Source organism: Micromonospora sp. NPDC048894, from assembly GCF_040649765.1.
In the GTDB taxonomy this organism is placed as follows: Bacteria; Actinomycetota; Actinomycetes; order Mycobacteriales; family Micromonosporaceae; genus Micromonospora; species Micromonospora antibiotica.
The window spans coordinates 271,732-290,644 of the sequence record NZ_JBEZFY010000006.1 but is presented as its reverse complement, the minus strand read 5'-3'; the positions used below and the strand labels follow the sequence as shown (position 1 = coordinate 290,644).

The window sequence follows — 18,913 nt, the reverse complement described above, 5'->3', positions numbered from 1 at the left end:
AGCACCACCGAGAGGAGATTCGGATGCGGTCGTCGTACCCCAGGACCCGGCCGGTTGGCCGACCGGCCGTCCGGCTCGCCGTCGCCGCCACCCTGGCCGGCACCCTGCTGGCCGCCTCGGCGTGCGCCGTCGGGCCGACGACGGCGCAACCGGCCGCCGAGGTCGCCGTGCCGATCGCCACCTCGTCGCCGCTGCCCGCCGAGCCGACCCCGACCGCCGCACCCGCCACCACCGGGGCACCCGCCCCGGTGCCCGACGCGTTGCGCTTCACCGCCAAGACCCTCGACGGTACGGCGTTCTCCGCCGCCGCCCTGGCCGGCCGGCCGGTGGTGCTCTGGTTCTGGGCGCCGTGGTGCGCCACCTGCGCCAGCCAGGCGTGGACGGTCGCCGAGATCGCCCCGAAATACCGGGACACCGTGCCGATCGTCGGGGTGGCCGGCCTCGGCGAGCAGAAGGCGATGCACAGCTTCGTCACCGAGTTCGAACTCGGCGGCACCACGCAGATCGACGACCGGGCCGGCGCGTTGTGGCGGCGCTTCGAGATCGTCGAACAGAGCACCTTCCTGATCATCGATCGGGAGGGGAAGGTCGTCCACCAGGGCTTCCTCGACGGTGAGGACCTGACCCGCCGGGTCGCCGCCCTGGCCGGCTGATGACCGGCCCGCTGCTGCTCGCGCTGACCGCCGGGATGCTCGGCGCGGTCAACCCGTGCGGCTTCGCGATGCTGCCGGCGTACCTGTCGCTGCTGGTCGCCGGGCCCGCGGACGGCCGCGGCGCGATCGGCCGGGCACTCACCGCGGCGGCCGGCCTGACCTGTGGGTACGTCGTGGTGTTCGGGGCTTTCGGGTTGGCCGTGGCACCCTTGGCCGACTGGCTGCGCCCACGGTTGCCGTGGCTGACCGTGACCCTGGGGCTGGGCCTGCTGGCGCTCGGGTTGTGGCTGCTCGCCGGACGCCGCCTGCCCACCCCGCGTCCGTCGGCCCGCGCGCCCCGGCTGACCCGCTCGCTGCCGTCCATGGCGCTGTTCGGCATGGCGTACGCGCTGGCGTCGCTGAGCTGCTCGATCGCGCCGTTCCTGGCGATCGTGGTGACCAGCCTCCAGGCCGGCTCGACCCTGCGCGGGCTGGCGCTGTTCGTCGCGTACGCGCTCGGGATGGGTCTGGTGGTGGCGGTGGCGGCGCTCGGCGTGGCGCTGCTGCGCGGGCGGGTGGTGAGTGGGTTGCGCGGGGCGGGCGCCTGGGTGCCCCGCCTCAGTGGCCTGGTGCTGCTCGTCGCCGGCGGCTACGTCGCCTGGTACGGCTGGTACGAGGTCCGGCTCGCCCAGGGTCGGCACGACGCCTTCGGCGACCCGGTGGTGGTAGGTGCGGCCCGGGTCCAACGGATGCTGGTGACGGCCCTGGACACGGCCGGGCCGATGGTGCTCGCCGGGCTGCTGCTCGGGTTGCTCGCGGTGGCGGCGCTGCTGCACCGCAGCCGTACCCGGACCGGTGACACCGAACGGGTGTGAGACAACCGGCCGGTGACCCCGCCGGGCTGGTGCGCGGCTGGCTGATGTCGGTCGGGTGTGCGGCGGGCCGGGTGTGCGGCGGGCCGGGTGGTGTGGTGCGGGGCGGTGGCCCGGAGGCCCCGCCCCGCACCGCGAGCCTCAGCGCAGCGGGGTGAGCCGGTCGGTGCCGAGCCGGTCGCGGAGCACCTCGGGCACCACTACCGAGCCGTCGGGCTGCTGGAACTGCTCCAGGATGGCCGGGAAGAGCCGGCTGGTGGCCAGCGCCGACCCGTTGAGGGTGTGCACGAACCGGGTCTGCTTGCCCCCCGGCTCGCGGTAGCGGATGGCGGCCCGGCGGGCCTGGTAGTCACCGGCCCACGAGACCGACGACACCTCCTTGTACTTGCCGGTGCTCGGCATCCACACCTCGATGTCGAGGGTCTTCTTCATCGACGCGCTGGCGTCACCGGCGGACAGCAGGCTGCGCTGGTAGTGCAGGCCCAGCTTCTCGACCAGGCTCTCCGCGTGGGCGAGCATCTCCTCCAGCGCCGCGTCTGCCTGCTCCGGCAGGGTGAACTGGAAGATCTCCACCTTGTTGAACTGGTGCCCACGCACGGTGCCGCGCTCGTCGGAGTGCGAGCCGGCCGCCTCGCGGCGGTAGCAGGGGGTGTACGCGAACGCCTTCAGCGGCAGCTTCGACGTCTCCAGGATCTCGTCCTGGTAGGCCCCGAGGATGGCCGTCTCCGAGGTGGGCAGCAGGAACTGCCCGCGCGGGGCGGACTCCCGGTCCAGGTGGTAGACGTCGTCGTAGAACTTCGGGAACTGGCCGGCGGCGAAGCCGGCGGTGTCCAGCAGCAGGTGCGGCGGGAGCAGGAACTCGTAGCCGGCCCGCACGTGCTCGTCGATGAACCAGTTGATCAGCGCCCATTCCAGCCGGGCGCCCAGGCCGGTGTACATCCAGAAGCCCGAACCGCCGAGCTTGACGCCGCGCTCGTGGTCGACCAGGCCGAGTGCGCGGCTCAGTTCCACGTGGTCGCGGATCTTCTCGATGACCGGGGGCTCGCCGAAGGTCTTCACCACCCGGTTGGCCTCCTTGCCGCCGGGCACCACGTCGTCGGCGGGCAGGTTGGGCAGCTCGCTCATCGTGCCGCGCAGCCGGGACTGCACCTCGTCCAGCTGGGACTCCAGGTCGGCGAGCTGCTTGCGCTCGACCTCCGGCGCGACGGACTCCGGCGTGGTGCCGGCCCGCTTCGCCTGCGCGTACGCCCGGGCGTCGGCCTTGCGGCGCTGCCGCTCGGCGTCGATCTCCGTGATCAGGGCGCGACGCTCCTGATCGAGTCGCTGGATCTCGTCCAGGATCCGATTGACCTCGGCGGGAGCCAGACGCTTCGCCAGCGCGGTCGCCACCGCCTCGCGATCCTTGCGGATCAACTCCATGTCGAGCATGCTGCTCCGTACGCTCCGTCCAGGCGGTCGGGGTGGGACCCTCCGATGCTACCGTCGCGCCTGCCGCCATCCGGCCCCGGCCGGAGGCATGGCCTCACCCGCGCTGCCCCACCGGCCCGATCGGTGCTGCTGGCCCGACCGGTCCGATCGGCGCTGCTCTGGCCCCACCGGTCCCACGGGTCCGATCGGCGCTGCCGTGCGTGGTGTGGCCGGGGTGCTGTCCGGCCGGTGCCGCGCTGACCGCCGTCCCCGGAGCGGTCGTGTCCGCGCCGGTGGGACCGCCGGCCGGCCGCGCCGCAGGGGCCCGGTCGTCCGGTCCGATCCCGACAGATGACGCCGTCGACCCGAGCGGTGACTTACGGTGATGAGTCGACGCCGACCCCCATTTTGTCACTCTGGGTGATCCTTGGGGTGTTGTTCTTACCGTGCCCGGATGGGCTTCCAGCGGCAGATCCCCTCTGAGCTGCTCAAATGCCGCATCGACTCGCCACCCCTCACCACCCCCACTCCGACGCTTTGCTCTGCTGCCACCGGCGCGACGGTTACCCGCCGTGCCTGTTGCTTCGGTGGCAGCAGAGCAAAGCGTGCACAGGGGAGTAGGTGGGGGGAGGGTTGTAGCTACCCTCCGTAATGGTGGGGTGTCGTTGTCCGTCGATGGCGCACCGGCGGGCCCGGTGCCCGCCGCAGGTCACTCTCCGGCAGGCCCGGTGCCAAGGCGGGTCACCCGGCGACCGCCCGGCACCTGATCGTGCTGCGCCGGGGCGAGGCGAAACGGGGTGCGGCCGGTGTGGGACCGGACCCGCTGGGTCCGAGGCCGACGCGGAACGCCGGCTGGGCTGCCGGCCGGCCGGCCCATGACCGTCAGAGGCGGATCGGCATCAGGATGGAGAAGGTGTCCTCGTCACCGGGCCGCCGGACGGCCAGCGGGGCGATCGGGCCGTCGAGTTCCAGCATCAGTTGCGGGCCACCGGCAGCCTCCAGGGCATCGAGCAGGAAGTCCCCGTTCACGCCGACCAGCAGGTCGGTCCGGTCCGGCCCGGCCAGTTCGGTCGCGTCGACCAGGCGCAGCCCGTCGTGGTCGTCCACCCCGAGCACGGTCACCGGCAGCGGCACCCCCTCGTGCACCCGGGTGACCGTGGGGGTACCGGCCCGCAGCGCGGCGCGCAGCCTCGCCACGTCGACCGGTACCTGCCGGGCCGGTGCGTCCGCCGGTCGGCGCAGCAGCCGGCGGTAGTCGGTGAACTCGTACGGCAACACCGCCGAGCTGGCCACGGCACCGGCGACGGTGACGGCGACCCGGCCCCCGGCGAGCGTCAGGTGCGCCTGCTCCTGCGTGTCGGCATCCAGCAGGGCCCGGAACTCGTCGACCGCCGCCGCCGGGAGCAGCGCCCGCACCGGCGGGCCGTCCACCCGACCGCCGGCCCGGGCCAACGCCATCCGGTACCGGTCGGTGGCGACCAGTCGTACGCCGTCGGACTCCACGTCCAACAGGACACCGGTGAGCATCGGCAGATCGGGGTCGGTGCCGACGGCGAACCGGACGGCGTCGACGGCAGCGGCCAGGTCGGCGCGGGCAAGCACGATCGTGGTGGTCATCGGGTACTCCTCGGGATCGATCAGGGTGCGGACCCGGGAGAGTTCACGGCGGGCGTCGGCGAGACCGTCCTCCAACCGGCGTAGGTGGGCGTCGAACAACCGCCCCACCCGCGCGGGTTCGTGCCGCAGCCGCAGCGCGGCGGTGATCTCGACCAGCGGCATACCGACCCGACGTAGCCCGGCCACCAGCCGGGCCGGCGTCACCTGCGCGTCGGTGTACCAGCGGTAACCGTTCACCGGGTCGACCAGCGTCGGCGTCAGCACCCCGCACCGGTCGTAAAACCGCAACGCGCTGACCGTCAGGCCACTGGCCCGGGCCAGCTCGCCGATACTCAGCAGTTCGCTCTCCACGCCCATGATGCTGTCGCCTCCACCAGGTCGAGGGTCAAGCCGTCGGGTCGTCGCCCCGGTCAGCTCCGCGCCGGGAGGACCCGGAACGTCATGCCGGCCCTCACCAACCGGTCCAGCAGCGCATCGCCCATCGCCGTCACCGGGGTCAGCTGCCCGCTGGTGGCGGGCAGTTCGTCGTACGCCAGGCAGAGGGCCGACTCGGCGAGCATCTTGGCGGTCTCGTCGTAGCCGGGATCACCGCCGGAGACCTCGGTGCGGACGGTGCGGCCCCCGCCCTCGCCGACGAACCGCACCCGGAACCACGACCGGGCCCGCTGCGCGGCGCTCGGACCCTGCCCGGAGGCGAGCCGGCCGAGCAGCCAGCGCCGGGTCGGTGGCAGCTTCACCAGCCCGACCACCCCGGCCATCCCCACCCCGGCCAGCAGCACCGTCGGCAGCCGCTTGACGGCGGCGAAGTGCCGGTAGCGGAAGTCCGGGCCGTACTCCGGGCAGGCCGCGGCGGACCGGCGTACCACCTGCGGGTCGATGGTGGGCAGCGGCACCGCCCACATGCCGGTCGCCGCGGACCGGCCCAACTTCCCGGCCACCGCGCGGGCCCGGCGTCCGTCCGGGCGGGGTTCGACCGCCCGCCGGGCCCGCGCCGCCTGCTTCGTCTGCGCGGTACGCGAGAACGCGGTGAGCGCCGAATGGTACGTGCCGGCGGAGAACTTCCCCCCGGCCCGGACGAACCCGTCCACCATGATCGGCCCGTCCGACGGCAACTGCCGGACCGTGTACCAGACGCCCAGGTCGTGCGGGATCGAGTCGAAACCGCAGGCGTGCACCAACCGGGCCCCGGTACGCACCGCCTCGGCGTGGTGCCGCACGTACATCAGGTCCACGAACTCCGGCTCACCGGTGATGTCGAGATAGTCGGTGCCGACGGCGGCACACGCCGCGACCAGCGGCTCCCCGTGGTGCACGTACGGTCCGACGGTGGTGGCGAGCACCCGGGTCGCCTCCGCCACCACCCGCAGCGACCCGGCGTCGGTGACGTCGGCGGTGAGCAGCGGCAGCCCGGCCAGGGCCGGGTCGATGGCGGCGAGCCGGTCCCGGACCGCCGCCAGCTTCGCCGGGTTGCGGCCGGCCAACGCCCAACGCAACCCCACCGGGGCGTGCCGGGCCAGATATTCGGCGGTCAGCCCGCCGGTGAAGCCGGTCGCGCCGAACAGGACGATGTCGTACGGGCGGTCGTGGGACATCCGCCGAGTGTGCCACCCGCATCCGGCCCTCACCTGGGCACCGGGGGTGGACCGGTCCGCACCGCGGCGACCGGCACCCACCCGGACGACTCAGCCGTGCGGGCTGAACACCGCCCGCACACAACCGTCGGCGCGGTCCCGGAACAGCGCGTACCCCGTCGGGGCCTGGTCCAGGTCGAACCGGTGCGTCGCCAGGTGTTCGGTACGCAGCTCGTCGCGGGCCATCCGGTCCAGCAGCATCGGAATCCACCGCTGACCGTGCTGCCGGGCGCTGCGCAGGGTGAGACCCTTGTGCATCACCGCGCCCAGCGGGAAGGCGTCCACGAAACCGGTGAAGGTGCCCGAGACGAAGACCGTGCCACCCTTGCGGCAGGCGTGCACCGCCTCCCGTACCGCCAGGGGGTCCTCGACCGGGCCGCCCCGGCCGGTGAACCGGTCGGCGAGCGAGACCGGCCGGCCCCCGCCGTCGGCCACCCCCACCGCCTCCACGCAGACGTCGGGCCCCCGGCCACCACTGCGTTCCCGCAGTTCGGCGGGGACATCAGTGTGTTCGTAGTGCAACGTCTCGGCGCCGGTGTGCCGTTCGGCCATCCGCAACCGTTCCGGGTACCGGTCGATCACGATCACCCGTTCCGCCCCGAGCACCGTCGCCGCCTGCGCGGTGAGCTGCCCCACCGCACCCGCCCCCCAGACCGCGACCACGTCACCGGGGCGGACCGCACCCAGCTCGGCACCCATCCAACCGGCCGGGGCGGCGTCCGAGGCGAAGACCGCCCGGTCGTCGCTGACCGGGTCGGGCACGGTGAACGCCCCCACGTCGGCGTACGGCACCCGGACGTACTCGGCGTGGCTGCCGGCGAACCCACCCGCTGTCCGGGGATGGCCGTAGCAGCCGCCGGTGGGCTGCCCCCAGGCCGCCTCGCCGACCGTCCCGGTGGCCGTGCCGTTGTCGCAGCACGAGTAGAGCCCCTGCCGGCAGTACCAACAGTTCCCGCAGGCCACGGCCGCGCAGACCACCACCCGGTCACCGACGCGGTGCCGCCGGACCGCCGGGCCGACCTCGGCCACGTCGCCGAGGAACTCGTGCCCGAGCACGTCCCCGGCGGCCAGGCCCGGCACCCGGCCGGCGAGCATCGGCAGGTCGGCCCCGCAGGTGGTGCTGCGCCGGACCCGGACGATCATGTCGTGGGCGTTGCGCAGTTCCGGGTCGGGCACCTGGCGTACCGCGAGCCGGTCGACGCCCTCCCAGCACAGCGCCCTCATCCGGGCACCACCGGGCCGTCGGTCCCGTGCGGCCCGGTCCCGGTCGCGGGCGGCCCGGTCGCGGGCGGCCCGGTCGCGTGCGGCCCGGTCCCGGGTGGCGCGGTCGCGGGGCGTTCGGCGGCGGGCCGGTCGGCGCGTAGCACCTCACCGGTCTCGGCGAGCTGCCGGACCGTGCGCAACACCTGCCGCAGGTAGCCGTCGGGATCGTCGCCGACCAGGTGGGCGGCCATCCCGGGCAGGGTCGCCACCCCGCCGAGGGGGCGGACCGAAAGCTCGGTGCCCCGCCCACCGGGGGCCGGCCGCAGGTGCAGCTCCACCGCGTCAGCCAGTGGGCGCAGCGGCTCCGGCCACCGCCCGTCGGGCATCAGCTCGGCCGCCGACACCCCGACCGTGACCACCTGCCAGCGGCCCGACCGGGCGTCGACCCCCGCCCGGTGCGCCCGAAGGAGGGTGAACCCGCCACGGGTCAGTCGTCCCATCCGTACCACCCGCCTCTTCGCCGGGACCGGTGCGCAGCAGCCGGTCACGCCACACCGGCTGCCCGATCCGCCCATCCTCGGTGGGGACCGGGTGAACCGGACTCGTCCCGAAGGGGTGAACCGGTCCGGTCCGGGTAACCGCCGCCGACCGGTCCGGAGCGCGCCGACCGGGAGGAACGCGCCGACCGGCCGGAGGGCGCCGACCGGGGCGGAACGCGCTGACCGGGGGAGGGCGGATGCCGCAGCAGCACGACAGCGCCGAGGTGCCCGCCGGCCCGCCGCTGCTGGCGTCCCGGCTCACCCCGCCCGCCCCGCCGGAGCCGATGCTGTGGCGTCCCCGGCTGTCGGCCCGCCTCGACGCCGGAGCTGCCGGCACCCTCACCCTGGTCCGGGCCGCCGCAGGGTGGGGCAAGACGACGATCCTCACCGCCTGGGCGCGAGCGGCGGACGAGGACCCCCCGGCCTGGGTTCAGGTCGAGGCGGGCGACAGCGGGGAGCGGCTCTGGGCGTACCTCACGGCAGCCCTGCGGGGCGCGGCCGAGCCACCGCCGCACGCACCACCCGCCGCCCTGCCTGGCGCACCGCCTGCCGCCCTGCCTGGCGCACCGCCTGCCGGGCGGCCTGGCGCGTCGGCCGCCCAGCCGTCGGTCGTGCCGGTGCGGTCGGAGCAGTTGGAGGCGCTCGCCGCGACCCTGGCCGCCCGGGAACGCCCGGTCCGGCTCGTCGTCGACGACCTGCACCGGGTCACCGACCCGGCGGTGCTCACCGGCCTGGAGTTCCTGCTGCGGCACGCCGACGGCCGGCTGCGCCTGATCGCCGCCGCCCGCACCGACCTGCCACCGGCCCTGCACCGGCTACGGCTGGCCGGTGACCTGACCGAGATCGGCCCCGACGAGTTGGCCTTCACCACCGACGAGGTGGCCGACCTGCTGGTGGCGCACGGGGTGCCCCTGCCTGCGGCGGCGGTCGCCCGGCTGCGGGACCGCACGGGTGGTTGGCCGGCGGGTCTGCGGTTCGCCGCGCTCGCCGCCCGGGGGCAGTCCGATCCGCAGCGGTGGGCGGCCCGGTTCGGGGGTGACCACCCGGACGTGGCGGCGTACCTGCGGGCCGAGGTGCTGGGGCAGCTGCCGCCGCCGGCCCGGGAAGTGCTGCGGCGCTGCGCCGTCGGCCCGGCGGTCCGCGCCGACCTGGCCGACGCGTTGACCGGTCGTGCCGACGCCGGGCACCTGCTGGCCGGGCTGGCCCGCGACGGCGGATTCCTGCACCGCGACGACAGCGACCCACCCTGGTACCGACCGCATCCGCTGCTGGCCGACCTGCTGCGCGAGGAACTCGCCGACCTCGCCGACGGGGAACGCGCCGAGCTGCACGGGCGGGCCGCCGACTGGCACACCGACCACGACCGGCCGGCCGAGGCGTTGCGCCACGCGCTCACCGCCGGGCAGTGGGACCGGGCCACCGGGTTGCTGCTGACCCACTGGCCGGAGCTGCTGCCGTACGACCGGGGGACACCGGATGTGGCCTCGCCCGCGCCGCCGCCCGCCGAGGCGGTGCACCGGGACCCGGAGCTGGCGTTGGCCGCCGGCACCGAGCGGGCGTACGCGGGCGACCGGGAGGCGGCGACCGCCTGGCTGCGCGACGCGGTGGCGGCGGCCCGCTCGCTGCCGGCTCCGCGCCGTGACCGGTTCCACCGGCTGGCCCTGGCGTTGGAACTCACCCTCGCCCGGTTGGCCGGCGACCATCCGGGGGTACGCCGGGCCGCCGCCCGACTGCTCGCCACCGTCACCGGGCCTGCCCTGCCGCCGACTCCGCCGCCCTGCCGGCCCGCCGCGACGCCGACCCACCGGCCGGCCGTCGTTGGCGACCACCCCGAAGCGGTGGCACCGACCGGCGACGACCCCCGGACCGGCGAGGACGTGGACGTCCTGGCGGTGGCCGGCACCGCGCTCGGCCTGGTCGAGCTGGCCGAGGGGGAACTACGGTCGGCCGGGGCATGGTTCACCCGGGCGCTGGCGGCGGCCCGGCAGGCCGGGCGGCCCCGGACCGAACTGGTCGACGCGACCCGCACCGCACTGCTGCTCGCCCTGGCCGGTGAGCTTGCGCCAGCCGAAGAGACCGCCCACGCGGCGCTGGTCATGCCCCCCTGCCAGGGCTGGTCGAGTCGGGTCGACTGTGGCTACGCCCATCTGGCCCTGGCCCTGGTGGCGCTGCACCGGGACCAGCCCACGGAGGCGACCGCCGAACTGGCGGCGGCCGGCGCGGCCATGCCGGGCGAGGCATCCGGTGCGGGCGGTACGACATCCGGCACCCCTACGGCCGACGCGGCGATCGGTGCGCTGCCTACCCCGGTCGGGTTCGGGGTGGCGTCCGCTCGTGTCGGGGCCGGGGTGGCGTTCGGTGCGGCGGCTGCTCGGGGTGGGGCGGGGGTGGGGGTCGGTGCGGCGGCTGCTCCGGTCATGGTCGGGGTGGCACCTGGCGGGGGCACGGTCGGTGCGGTGGTGGCGCTGTGTCGGGCGACCTTGCTGCGTGACGCCGGCGAGCCGGCGGCGGCGATCGAGGTGGTGCGCCGGGCCCGGGACGAGCTGACCGGAGCCCGTACCCTCCCCGGCGCAGCGCTGACCGGGGGTGGGGTGTGGGGTGGAGGTCTGACCGGGGGCGGAGAGTCGGCCGGGGATGGGGGGCTGGTCGAGGTCGGGGTGTGGGATGTGGGGCCGGCCGGGGACGGAGGGCTGGCCGGAGACGGGGTGTGGGGTGGAGGGCTGGTGGGGGGCGGAGGGTTGGCCGATCGGCTGCTCGCGCTGGAGGCGGACCTACGGGGTGAACAGGGGGACCTGGACACCGCCCGCCGGTTGCTCGCCGAGCGGTCCCGGGAGCCGGACCCCGACCCGGTGCTGGGCCTGGCGCTGGCCCGGGTGGAGCTGCGGGCGGGCGACGTCCGGGCCGCCGGTCACGCGCTACCCGACTGGGACGCCCCGGACGCCGCCGGCTGGCCGCTGTCGGTACGGCTCGCCACCGGTGTCCTCGACGCGGTGCTGGCCCGGCGGTCCGGTGACGAGCGCCGGGCCGGTCGGCTGTTGGAACGGGTGCTGGACCTGTCCGGCCGACACGGTTACCGCCGGGTGTTCACCCGGGCCGAACCGGAGGTCCGGGACCTGCTCGCCGCCCACCTGGACTCGGGTACGGCGCACTGGCCGGCGGTCAGCGACCTGGTACGCGACGCCGAACAACCGACCGAGCACGGATCGGGTGACCCGCAGTGTAGGCCGGGCGGTCCGGAACGGGCGCTCCCCGAGCCGCTCACCGAGCGGGAGCTGACCATTCTGCGGTATCTCCAGAGCATCCTGTCCAACGTCGAGATCGCCGGTGAACTCTCCCTGTCGGTCAACACCGTCAAGACCCACGTCCGCAACATCTACCGCAAGCTCGACGCCACCCGCCGCCGCGAAGCCGTCCGCCGAGCCCGCTCCCTCCGCCTCCTCTAACAACCCCACCCCACCCACCCTGCCCCCTGCCCCACCCCCGCCGCCGCCACCCCCGCCCCGCCAACCCTGCCGCCCCGTTGATCAAGAGGTTTGCGTCAAGTTCGATCTTCAAGTTGACGCAAACCTCTTGATCAACGGGGCGGAGGTGGGTTGGTTGACGCAAACCTCTTGATCAATGTGGGTGGGTGGGGCTGGGTGGGGTGGGTGGGTCAGGGGGTGGTGGTGTCTACTGCGGTCAGGAGGGTGGGGAGGTCCAAGGGGCCCTCGTGACGGTGGTCGCCGATGAAGAGGGTGGGGGTGCCGTTCACCCCGCTGCGGATGCCGCCGGTGAAGTCGTGACGGACCCGGTCGCCGTACGCGTGCCGGTCGACCTCCGCGTCGATCTCGTCCGGCGGCAGACCCACCTGCGCCACGCCGAGCGACAGGTGCACCGGGTCGAGTTGGTCCTGGTGTTCGTAGAGCCAGTCGTGCATCTCCCAGAACCGGTCCCGGCGGCCGGCCGCCTCGGCCACCTCGGCGGCCCGCTCGGCGTACGGGTGGAGGTTGGTGATCGGGAAGTGCCGGTAGACCAGCCGTACGGTGTCCTGGCGCTGCCGCAGCACCTCGGTCAGGTTCGGGTGGGCGGCCCCGCAGTACGGGCACTGGAAGTCGCCGTACTGCACGATGGTGACCGGTGCGTCCAGTGGCCCGCGGATGTGGTCGGTTTCCGTCACCGGCACCCGGAGTCGGGCGGTGACCTGCAACGGGGTGCTCATCGGGCCACCACCTGCCGCCCGGTGCCGAGCTGGTCCAACGCGTCGAGGATGCCGTCGGCACCCGGGTTCACCTCGGCGGGGGACAGGTAGCTCCAGGTCACCGTCCCGGCCGGGTCGAGCACCACCAGGGCCCGACCGGCCTGCCCCTGCGGCGTGTACGCCCCGTAGACCCGGGCCACCTCACCCTTGGGTTCGAAGTCGGACAGCAGCGGAAACCGGACGCCCCGGGCCTCGGCGAAGGCCCGGTGTGACCAGAGGCTGTCCACCGAGACGCCCAGCACCACCGCGTCGTACCGCTCGAACTCCGGCATCGCGGCCTGGTAGAGCGCCATCTGGTCGCCGCAGACCGGGGACCAGTCAGCGGGATAGAAGGCGAGCACCACCGGCCGGCCACGGAACTGCCCGGGGCCGGTCCGTCGCCCGTCCGGGGTGGCCGGCAGGGTGAACTCGGGGGCCGGCGTCCCGGGTCGGATCAGTCCGTCGGGTCCAGTCATGCCTCCCACCCTCCGGCAGCCCGGGTGAGGCCGACTCACCCGACCCGGGTGGTCCTCGTCCGCCCGGACCCGCCCCGATGGTCCGCCCATATCCGCCCTGGTGCTCCGCGACCGGCCCGCCCTGGTGGTCCGCGACCGGGCCCGACCTGGTGGTCCGCGACCGGGCCCGCCCTGGTGGTCCGCGACCGGATCCGCCCTGGTGGTCCGCGACCGGGCCGAACCCGCCCCGGTGGTCGCCCCGGACCCGAACCGGTAGTCCGATCCGGTGGTCGCCAGCGGATCGGATTCGGACGACGAAGGGGAGCCCGGGCTGAAAATCGGGCGGGTCACGGTGTCGACAACCGGATCGGACTCGGGCAGTCTGACGGACGGCAAAGGACGGGGTGGAGAGATGGACGTCGATCAGATTCGGGTGTTCGGCCGCCGGCTGGCGGGGGTGTCGTGGCGGGTGGCCCGGCACGAATGGACCCTGGCGGCGGTCGCCGCGCTGCTGCTGGCCGTGGTGCTGACCTGGCCGACCCTGCGGGATCCGGCGAGCACCATCCCGCAGGACACCGGTGATCCGACGCTCCAGGCGTGGCAGGTGGCCTGGGGTGGGCACGCCCTGCTCACCAACCCGTTCCAGGTCTGGCACTCCAACACGTTCTATCCCGAGCCGTACACCTATGCCTACTCCGACACCCTGCTCGGGTACGCCCCGTTCGGGATGATCGGGGACGGTCCGGTGGCCGCCGTGATCCGCTACAACCTGCTCTACATGCTGACCCACGCCCTCGCCCTGTTCGGGGCGTACGCGCTGGCCCGGCAGGTGGGGGCCGGCCGGGCGGGTGCGGCGGTGGCCGGGGTGTCCTTCGCGTACGCCCCGTGGAAGCTCGCCCAGGCCGGTCACCTGCACGTGATCAGCATCGGCGGGATCGCCCTCGCGTTGGCCATGCTGGCCCGGGGGCACGGCTGGTCGCTGCGGCACGGCCACCGGCCCGACCGGGTCCGCCCCGGCTGGGCGGTCGCCGGGTGGGCGGTCGCCGCCTGGCAGGTCACCCTCGGCTTCGGCATCGGCCTGCCCTTCGCGTACGCGCTGGGACTGATCTGCCTCGGCGTGGCGGTGACGTACGCCGTGGTGTGGCGGCGGCGGCGGTCCCGGCCGGCGGTGCCGCGTGGCCTGCTCCTGGCCGACCTGGCCGGGGGGATCGGCTTCGCCGTGGTGACCCTGGCGATGGCCGCACCGTACTTCGAGGTGGTGGCCCGCAACCCGTCCGGTCGGCGCACGGTGGCCCAGATCGAGATGTTCTCCCCGCCGTGGCGGGGGTTCGTCACCGCGCCGCCGGAGTCCTGGCTGTGGGGGGAGCGGCACGAGGCGGCCCGGGCCACGCTCGGCTTCCCGGGTGAGATGACCCTGCTGCCCGGGGTGGTGCTGTTGTCCCTGGCGATGGCCGGGCTGTTCTTCTCCGCGTGGCGGCTGCGGCACCGGCTGATGCTGGCCGGCGCGGCGTTGGTCAGCGTGGCGCTCGCGGCGGGCACCACGTTCGGCGGTGACGGCAACCCCGGTTACGTGACGCTTGTCGAGCACGCCCCGGGCTGGGACGGGGTGCGCACCCCGGGCCGGCTGGTGCTGTGGACGACCCTGCTGCTCGGCCTGCTCGCCGCCGGGGCGTTGACGGTGCGCGAGCCGGCTTCCCGGGCCGTGCGGGACGGGGAACCGGCACCGGGGCCGACCGGGGGGCAACCACCGGAGCCGGGGGCGGAGTCGGCCGTGCCGGGGGCGGAGTCGGTCGTGTCCGGGGCGGTGGAACCGGGAGCGCCGCCGACGCTGCGACCGGCGGACCCGGCCGTCGCGATGGCGGCGGACCGGGGAGCGCTGGCACCCTCGGCGGAGGGGGCCGTACCGGTGCGGGCGGCGGTGCCGGCGGAGGTGGTCGTACCGGGGCAGGCGCAGGCGGCGGCGCGACCGATGCTGCGGTCGGCGGCGTGGTCCGAACCGGCGGCCGAGCAGACGGCCCCCCGGAAGCCGGCCCCGAAGCGGGACGGCGGGCAGTGGCGGCTGGCCCGGTTGGCGTTGCTGGTGCCGCTGGTGCTGGTCCTGCTGGAAGGGGTCAACCGCACCCCGCACGTGCCGGCACCGGTGCAACCGGCGGTGCTGCGCGGGCTGACCGGCCCGGCGTTGGTGCTGCCCAGCGACGGTATCCGGGAGTTGCACGTGATGCTGTGGTCCACCGACGGGTTCCCCAAGGTGGTCAACGGGCTGGCCTCGTTCACCCCACAGTCCCAGGAGCGGATCCGGGCGGCGAGCATGACCTTCCCGGACGCGACCTCGGTGGCGTACCTGCGGCAGGTGGGGGTGCGCACGGTGGTGCTGCTGCCCGGTTGGGCGCCCGGCACCCCGTGGGCGGACGTGGCCGCCCGACCGGTGGACGGGTTGGGCATCAGTCGGGAAATGGTCGGCGAGGACGTCATCTACCGGCTCTGATGGCCGAGTTAGTTGGGAGCGCTTCCTAATTCGGCGGCGCAGCGGTTACTGTTGACTTCTTCTTCGGCAGCGGGAGCCAAGCGTGCCGGCGGGGAGCCAGGGCAGCTCTTCGCACCCGTCGACGTCCCCACGGGGCGTCGCACCCTCACCCTGGCATCCCGAGAGGAACCGCAGATGCGGAGAAGTCTCGTCGGCGCGGTCACCACCGTGCTGGCCGCTGCCACGGCCGTCGTGGCCGTACAGTTCACCGTCGCACCATCCACCGAGGCCGCCGCGGCGGCGGCCGAACCGTACAGCTGGAAGAACGTCCGGATCGACGGTGGCGGCTTCGTCCCCGGCATCGTCTTCAACCAGACCGAGAAGAACCTGATCTACGCGCGCACCGACATCGGCGGCGCGTACCGGTGGGAGCAGGCCAGCCAGTCCTGGACGCCGCTGCTCGACTGGGTCGGCGCGGACAAGTGGGGCTACAACGGCGTGGTCAGCCTGGCCACCGACCCGGTGCAGACCAACCGGGTGTACGCGGCCGTCGGCATGTACACCAACGACTGGGACCCGAACAACGGCGCGATCCTGCGCTCTTCGGACAAGGGTGCCACCTGGCAGGCCACCGCGCTGCCGTTCAAGAACGGCGGCAACATGCCCGGCCGGGGCATGGGCGAGCGGCTCGCCGTCGACCCCAACAAGAACAGCGTCATCTACTACGGCGCCGAGGGCGGCAACGGCCTGTGGCGCAGCACCGACTTCGGGGTCACCTGGGCCAAGGTGGCGAACTTCCCCAACGTCGGCAACTACCGGGCCGACCCCAACGACACCACCGGCTACCAGAGCCAGAACCAGGGCCTGACCTGGGTCACCTTCGACAAGAGCACCGGTACGGTGGGCAACGCCACGCAGACCATCTACGTCGGCGTGGCGGACAAGGCGAACCCGGTGTACCGCTCGACCAACGGTGGCACCAGCTGGGAGCGGATCGCCGGTCAGCCCACCGGCTACCTGGCCCACAAGGGTGTGGTGGACCCCGTCGGCGGCTTCCTCTACATCGCCACCAGCGACACCGGCGGCCCGTACGACGGGGGCAAGGGTGACGTGTGGAAGTTCAACCGGGCCACCGGGGCGTGGACGCAGATCAGCCCGATCCCGTCGTCCAGCAGCGACGCCTACTTCGGCTACTCGGGGCTGACCATCGACCGGCAGAAGCCGAACACCCTGATGGTCGCGACCCAGATCTCCTGGTGGCCGGACGCGATCTTCTGGCGCAGCACCGACGGCGGCGCGACCTGGAGCCGGATCTGGGAGTTCGGCAGCTACCCGGAGCGCACCAAGAAGTTCAAGATGGACATCAGCTCGGTGCCGTGGCTGACCTTCGGGGCCAACCCGGCCCCGCCGGAGGAGTCCCCGAAGCTGGGCTGGATGAACGAGTCGGTGGAGATCGACCCGTTCGACTCGAACCGCTTCATGTACGGCACCGGCGCGACCATCTACGGCAGCACCGACCTCACCAAGTGGGACACCGGTGGCCAGCTCACCATCAAGCCGATGGTCAAGGGCCTGGAGGAGACCGCCGTACAGGACCTGATCAGCCCGCCCACCGGGGCACCGCTGATCAGCGGGCTCGGTGACATCGGCGGGTTCCGGCACACCGACCTCGACGCGGTGCCGCCGATGCTGTTCACCCAGCCGGTCTTCACCACCACCACCAGCCTCGACTACGCCGAGGCGAACCCGGCGACGATGGTGCGGGCCGGCAACTTCACCGACGCCGACCGCCCCAACGACAGCCACATCGCGTTCTCCACCGACGGCGGGGCGAACTGGTTCCAGGGCAGCGAGCCGGGCGGGGTCAACAACGGCGGCACGGTCGCCGCCGCCGCCGACGGCAGCCAGTTCGTCTGGGCCCCGGGTGACGCCGGGCAGCAGGTCATCCGCTCGGTGGGCTTCGGCAACTCGTGGACCGCCGCCACCGGTATCCCGGCCAACGCGGTCGTCGAGTCCGACCGGGTCAACAAGAACAAGTTCTACGGCTTCAGCGCCGGCAAGTTCTATGTCAGCACCAACGGTGGGGCCAGCTTCACCGCCTCCGCCGCCACCGGCCTGCCGGCCACCGGGAACGTGAAGTTCAAGGCGGTGCCCGGCAAGGAGGGCGACGTCTGGCTGGCCGGTGAGGGCGGGCTGTGGCGCTCCACCGACTCCGGGGCCAGCTTCACCAAGTTGGCCGGGGTGTCGGCGGCGGTGAACGTCGGCTTCGGCAAGGCCGCCCCCGGGCAGACGTACCCGGCGGTGTTCACCTTCGGCACCGTCGACGGCAAGGCCGGCGTCTACCGCTCCGACAACACCGGCGGGGCCTGGGTGCGGATCAACGACGACCAGCACCAGTACGGCAACGCGGGCGAGGCGCTCACCGGGGACCCGAGGGTCTACGGCCGGGTCTACCTGGGCACCAACGGCCGGGGCATCCTGGTCGCCGACCGGCTCGGCAGCAACCCGACCACGCCTCCGCCGACCACGCCGCCCCCCACCACGCCGCCCCCCACCACCCCTCCGCCGACCACGCCTCCGCCGACCACGCCGCCCCCCACCACGCCTCCGCCCACCACCCCGCCGCCGACGACCCCGCCGCCCACCGGTGGGTGCGCGGCGACGTACCAGGTGACCGGGTCGTGGCCGGGTGGCTTCCAGGGCGAGGTGACGGTGCGGAACGCGGGCACCGCGCCGATCGCCGGCTGGACGCTCAGCTGGACGTTCGCCAACGGTCAGACGATCAACTCGCTCTGGGGCGGCACCCTGACCCAGACCGGGGCGCGCGTCTCGGTGCGCGACGCCGGGTGGAACGGCGCGCTCGGTGCCGGGGCCACCACCAGCGTCGGCTTCACCGCCAACGTCACCGGCAGCAACACCGTCCCGGCGGTCACCTGCACCAGCCGCTGACGACTATCAACTATCCGACACCTGCCGGCTCCCCCGATCCCGTCGGGGGAGCCGGCGCGTGTCCGGCCTGGGACCCGCCCGGCCGGTGGCTGATCGACTCAGTGGCGGCGATGGTGCGGCGTCGACCCCGGGTCTCTACCGCAACATCGCCCCAACGGAGTGGATCGAAGACGGCACAGGCCCCGGTCGGCGCCGAAGGGCGCGACCGGGGCCTGTGCGTGCCGTGGGACGGTCAGTCGTCCAGACCGACCGGGGAGTTGGGCCGGTCCACGTCGACGAACTCGATGTCGTCGGCGGCCCGGTCATCTCTGCTGCCGGCAGCCCGCGCGGCGGTGCCGGCAGCCCAGCCGATCGCCGCGCCGACCAGCGCCGCGCTGATCAGCAGGGTCCAGGGCAGGGCCGGGCGGCGGCCGGCGAGCGCGTCGAAGGCGAGCGTGGCCCGTCGGCGTGCCTCGTCGGCGGTCGAGCCGACCAGGTCACCGGCGTCGGCCAGTCCCGAGTCCCGGACCGACCTGGCGGCGTCCCGCACGCTGTCACCGGCGGAGTCGACCGCCGAGAGCAGGTGGTGCCAGGCCTGGTCGGCGATCCGCTCGGGCTTGCTGCGGCGCTCCAGAAGGTTGCTGCCGAACATCGTGATTACCTCCTCGAATGCCGAAGTCTGCGGCCACTTCGGACTTCGACGTCTCTGCGGCTCGTGACGGTACTCGCCCGCCCGGTCGTCCGCCCGTCCTCCCAGCAGTGCCCCACCCGACCGGGTCGCAAACCCGACGCGGACGGAGCGTGATCCCGGCCGGTGGAAATCATTCCCTCCTGGTCGACCCGGCCCGACCGTGACCTCGGACCGGTGGACGGGACTCGGCCTGTCCCGGCCGTGGGGGGGGGGCGGGGGGGCCGACGGACTGGGGCTGCGGGACGTCGCATGGGCTGC

12 protein-coding genes and 1 pseudogene are annotated in these 18,913 nt (G+C 74.0%); 5 read left to right on the top strand and 8 right to left on the bottom strand.

Annotation, left to right across the window (positions count from 1 at the left end; all coding sequences use genetic code 11):
* Window positions 1-23: 23 nt before the first annotated feature.
* Together AB0C22_RS15845 and AB0C22_RS15840 are read left to right on the top strand one after the other, a co-directional pair.
* Window positions 24-653 carry a redoxin domain-containing protein gene (locus AB0C22_RS15845; protein ID WP_357535552.1) on the top strand — a complete coding sequence of 210 codons (630 nt, stop codon included), beginning with the start codon at window positions 24-26 and terminating at the stop codon, window positions 651-653.
* A complete protein-coding gene (locus AB0C22_RS15840; protein WP_357535550.1) occupies window positions 653-1,507 on the top strand; it encodes a cytochrome c biogenesis protein CcdA in 855 nt (284 codons plus the stop codon). The genes AB0C22_RS15845 and AB0C22_RS15840 overlap by 1 nt, the downstream gene beginning before the upstream one ends.
* 138 nt (window positions 1,508-1,645) lie before the next feature.
* On the opposite strand, the gene serS is transcribed toward AB0C22_RS15840, so the two are convergent.
* From serS to AB0C22_RS15815, 5 genes and pseudogenes are all read right to left on the bottom strand, one after another.
* Window positions 1,646-2,932: a serine--tRNA ligase gene (gene serS / locus AB0C22_RS15835; protein WP_357535547.1), complete on the bottom strand. Its 1,287-nt coding sequence runs from the start codon at window positions 2,930-2,932 to the stop codon at window positions 1,646-1,648.
* Between the two features lie 861 nt (window positions 2,933-3,793).
* Window positions 3,794-4,867 (bottom strand): MerR family transcriptional regulator, encoded by a 1,074-nt coding sequence (locus AB0C22_RS15830; RefSeq protein ID WP_357535761.1) that lies wholly within the window; start codon window positions 4,865-4,867, stop codon window positions 3,794-3,796.
* 71 nt (window positions 4,868-4,938) lie between these two features.
* On the bottom strand, window positions 4,939-6,120 hold the full coding sequence (locus tag AB0C22_RS15825; protein ID WP_357535545.1) for a saccharopine dehydrogenase NADP-binding domain-containing protein: 1,182 nt from the start codon (window positions 6,118-6,120) through the stop codon (window positions 4,939-4,941).
* 90 nt (window positions 6,121-6,210) lie between these two features.
* Entirely contained in the window at window positions 6,211-7,383 is a 1,173-nt protein-coding gene (locus tag AB0C22_RS15820) for an alcohol dehydrogenase catalytic domain-containing protein (protein ID WP_357535543.1), read from the bottom strand.
* 125 nt (window positions 7,384-7,508) lie between these two features.
* Window positions 7,509-7,793, bottom strand: a pseudogene (locus AB0C22_RS15815) (hypothetical protein); the annotation flags it as partial.
* A gap of 305 nt (window positions 7,794-8,098) precedes the next feature.
* On the opposite strand from AB0C22_RS15815, the gene AB0C22_RS15810 reads away from it, so the two are divergent.
* Window positions 8,099-11,344 carry a LuxR C-terminal-related transcriptional regulator gene (locus AB0C22_RS15810; RefSeq protein WP_357535541.1) on the top strand — a complete coding sequence of 1,082 codons (3,246 nt, stop codon included), beginning with the start codon at window positions 8,099-8,101 and terminating at the stop codon, window positions 11,342-11,344.
* A 209-nt stretch (window positions 11,345-11,553) separates the two neighbouring features.
* On the opposite strand, the gene AB0C22_RS15805 is transcribed toward AB0C22_RS15810, so the two are convergent.
* The gene (locus AB0C22_RS15805) at window positions 11,554-12,099 is read right to left on the bottom strand and encodes a thioredoxin domain-containing protein (RefSeq protein WP_208568900.1); all 546 of its coding nucleotides are present in this window, start codon (window positions 12,097-12,099) and stop codon (window positions 11,554-11,556) included.
* On the bottom strand, window positions 12,096-12,593 hold the full coding sequence (locus AB0C22_RS15800; RefSeq protein ID WP_219464143.1) for a redoxin domain-containing protein: 498 nt from the start codon (window positions 12,591-12,593) through the stop codon (window positions 12,096-12,098). Before AB0C22_RS15800 ends, AB0C22_RS15805 begins: the two co-directional genes overlap by 4 nt.
* Window positions 12,594-12,984: 391 nt before the next feature.
* On the opposite strand from AB0C22_RS15800, the gene AB0C22_RS15795 reads away from it, so the two are divergent.
* Together AB0C22_RS15795 and AB0C22_RS15790 are read left to right on the top strand one after the other, a co-directional pair.
* Window positions 12,985-15,057 carry a hypothetical protein gene (locus tag AB0C22_RS15795; RefSeq protein ID WP_357535539.1) on the top strand — a complete coding sequence of 691 codons (2,073 nt, stop codon included), beginning with the start codon at window positions 12,985-12,987 and terminating at the stop codon, window positions 15,055-15,057.
* A 174-nt stretch (window positions 15,058-15,231) separates the two neighbouring features.
* Complete coding sequence (locus AB0C22_RS15790) at window positions 15,232-17,985, top strand: cellulose binding domain-containing protein (RefSeq protein WP_357535537.1); 2,754 nt, start codon at window positions 15,232-15,234, stop codon at window positions 17,983-17,985.
* Between the two features lie 232 nt (window positions 17,986-18,217).
* On the opposite strand, the gene AB0C22_RS15785 is transcribed toward AB0C22_RS15790, so the two are convergent.
* Window positions 18,218-18,616, bottom strand: coding sequence for a hypothetical protein (locus AB0C22_RS15785; protein WP_208568904.1), 399 nt, complete (start codon window positions 18,614-18,616; stop codon window positions 18,218-18,220).
* Window positions 18,617-18,913 lie beyond the last annotated feature (297 nt).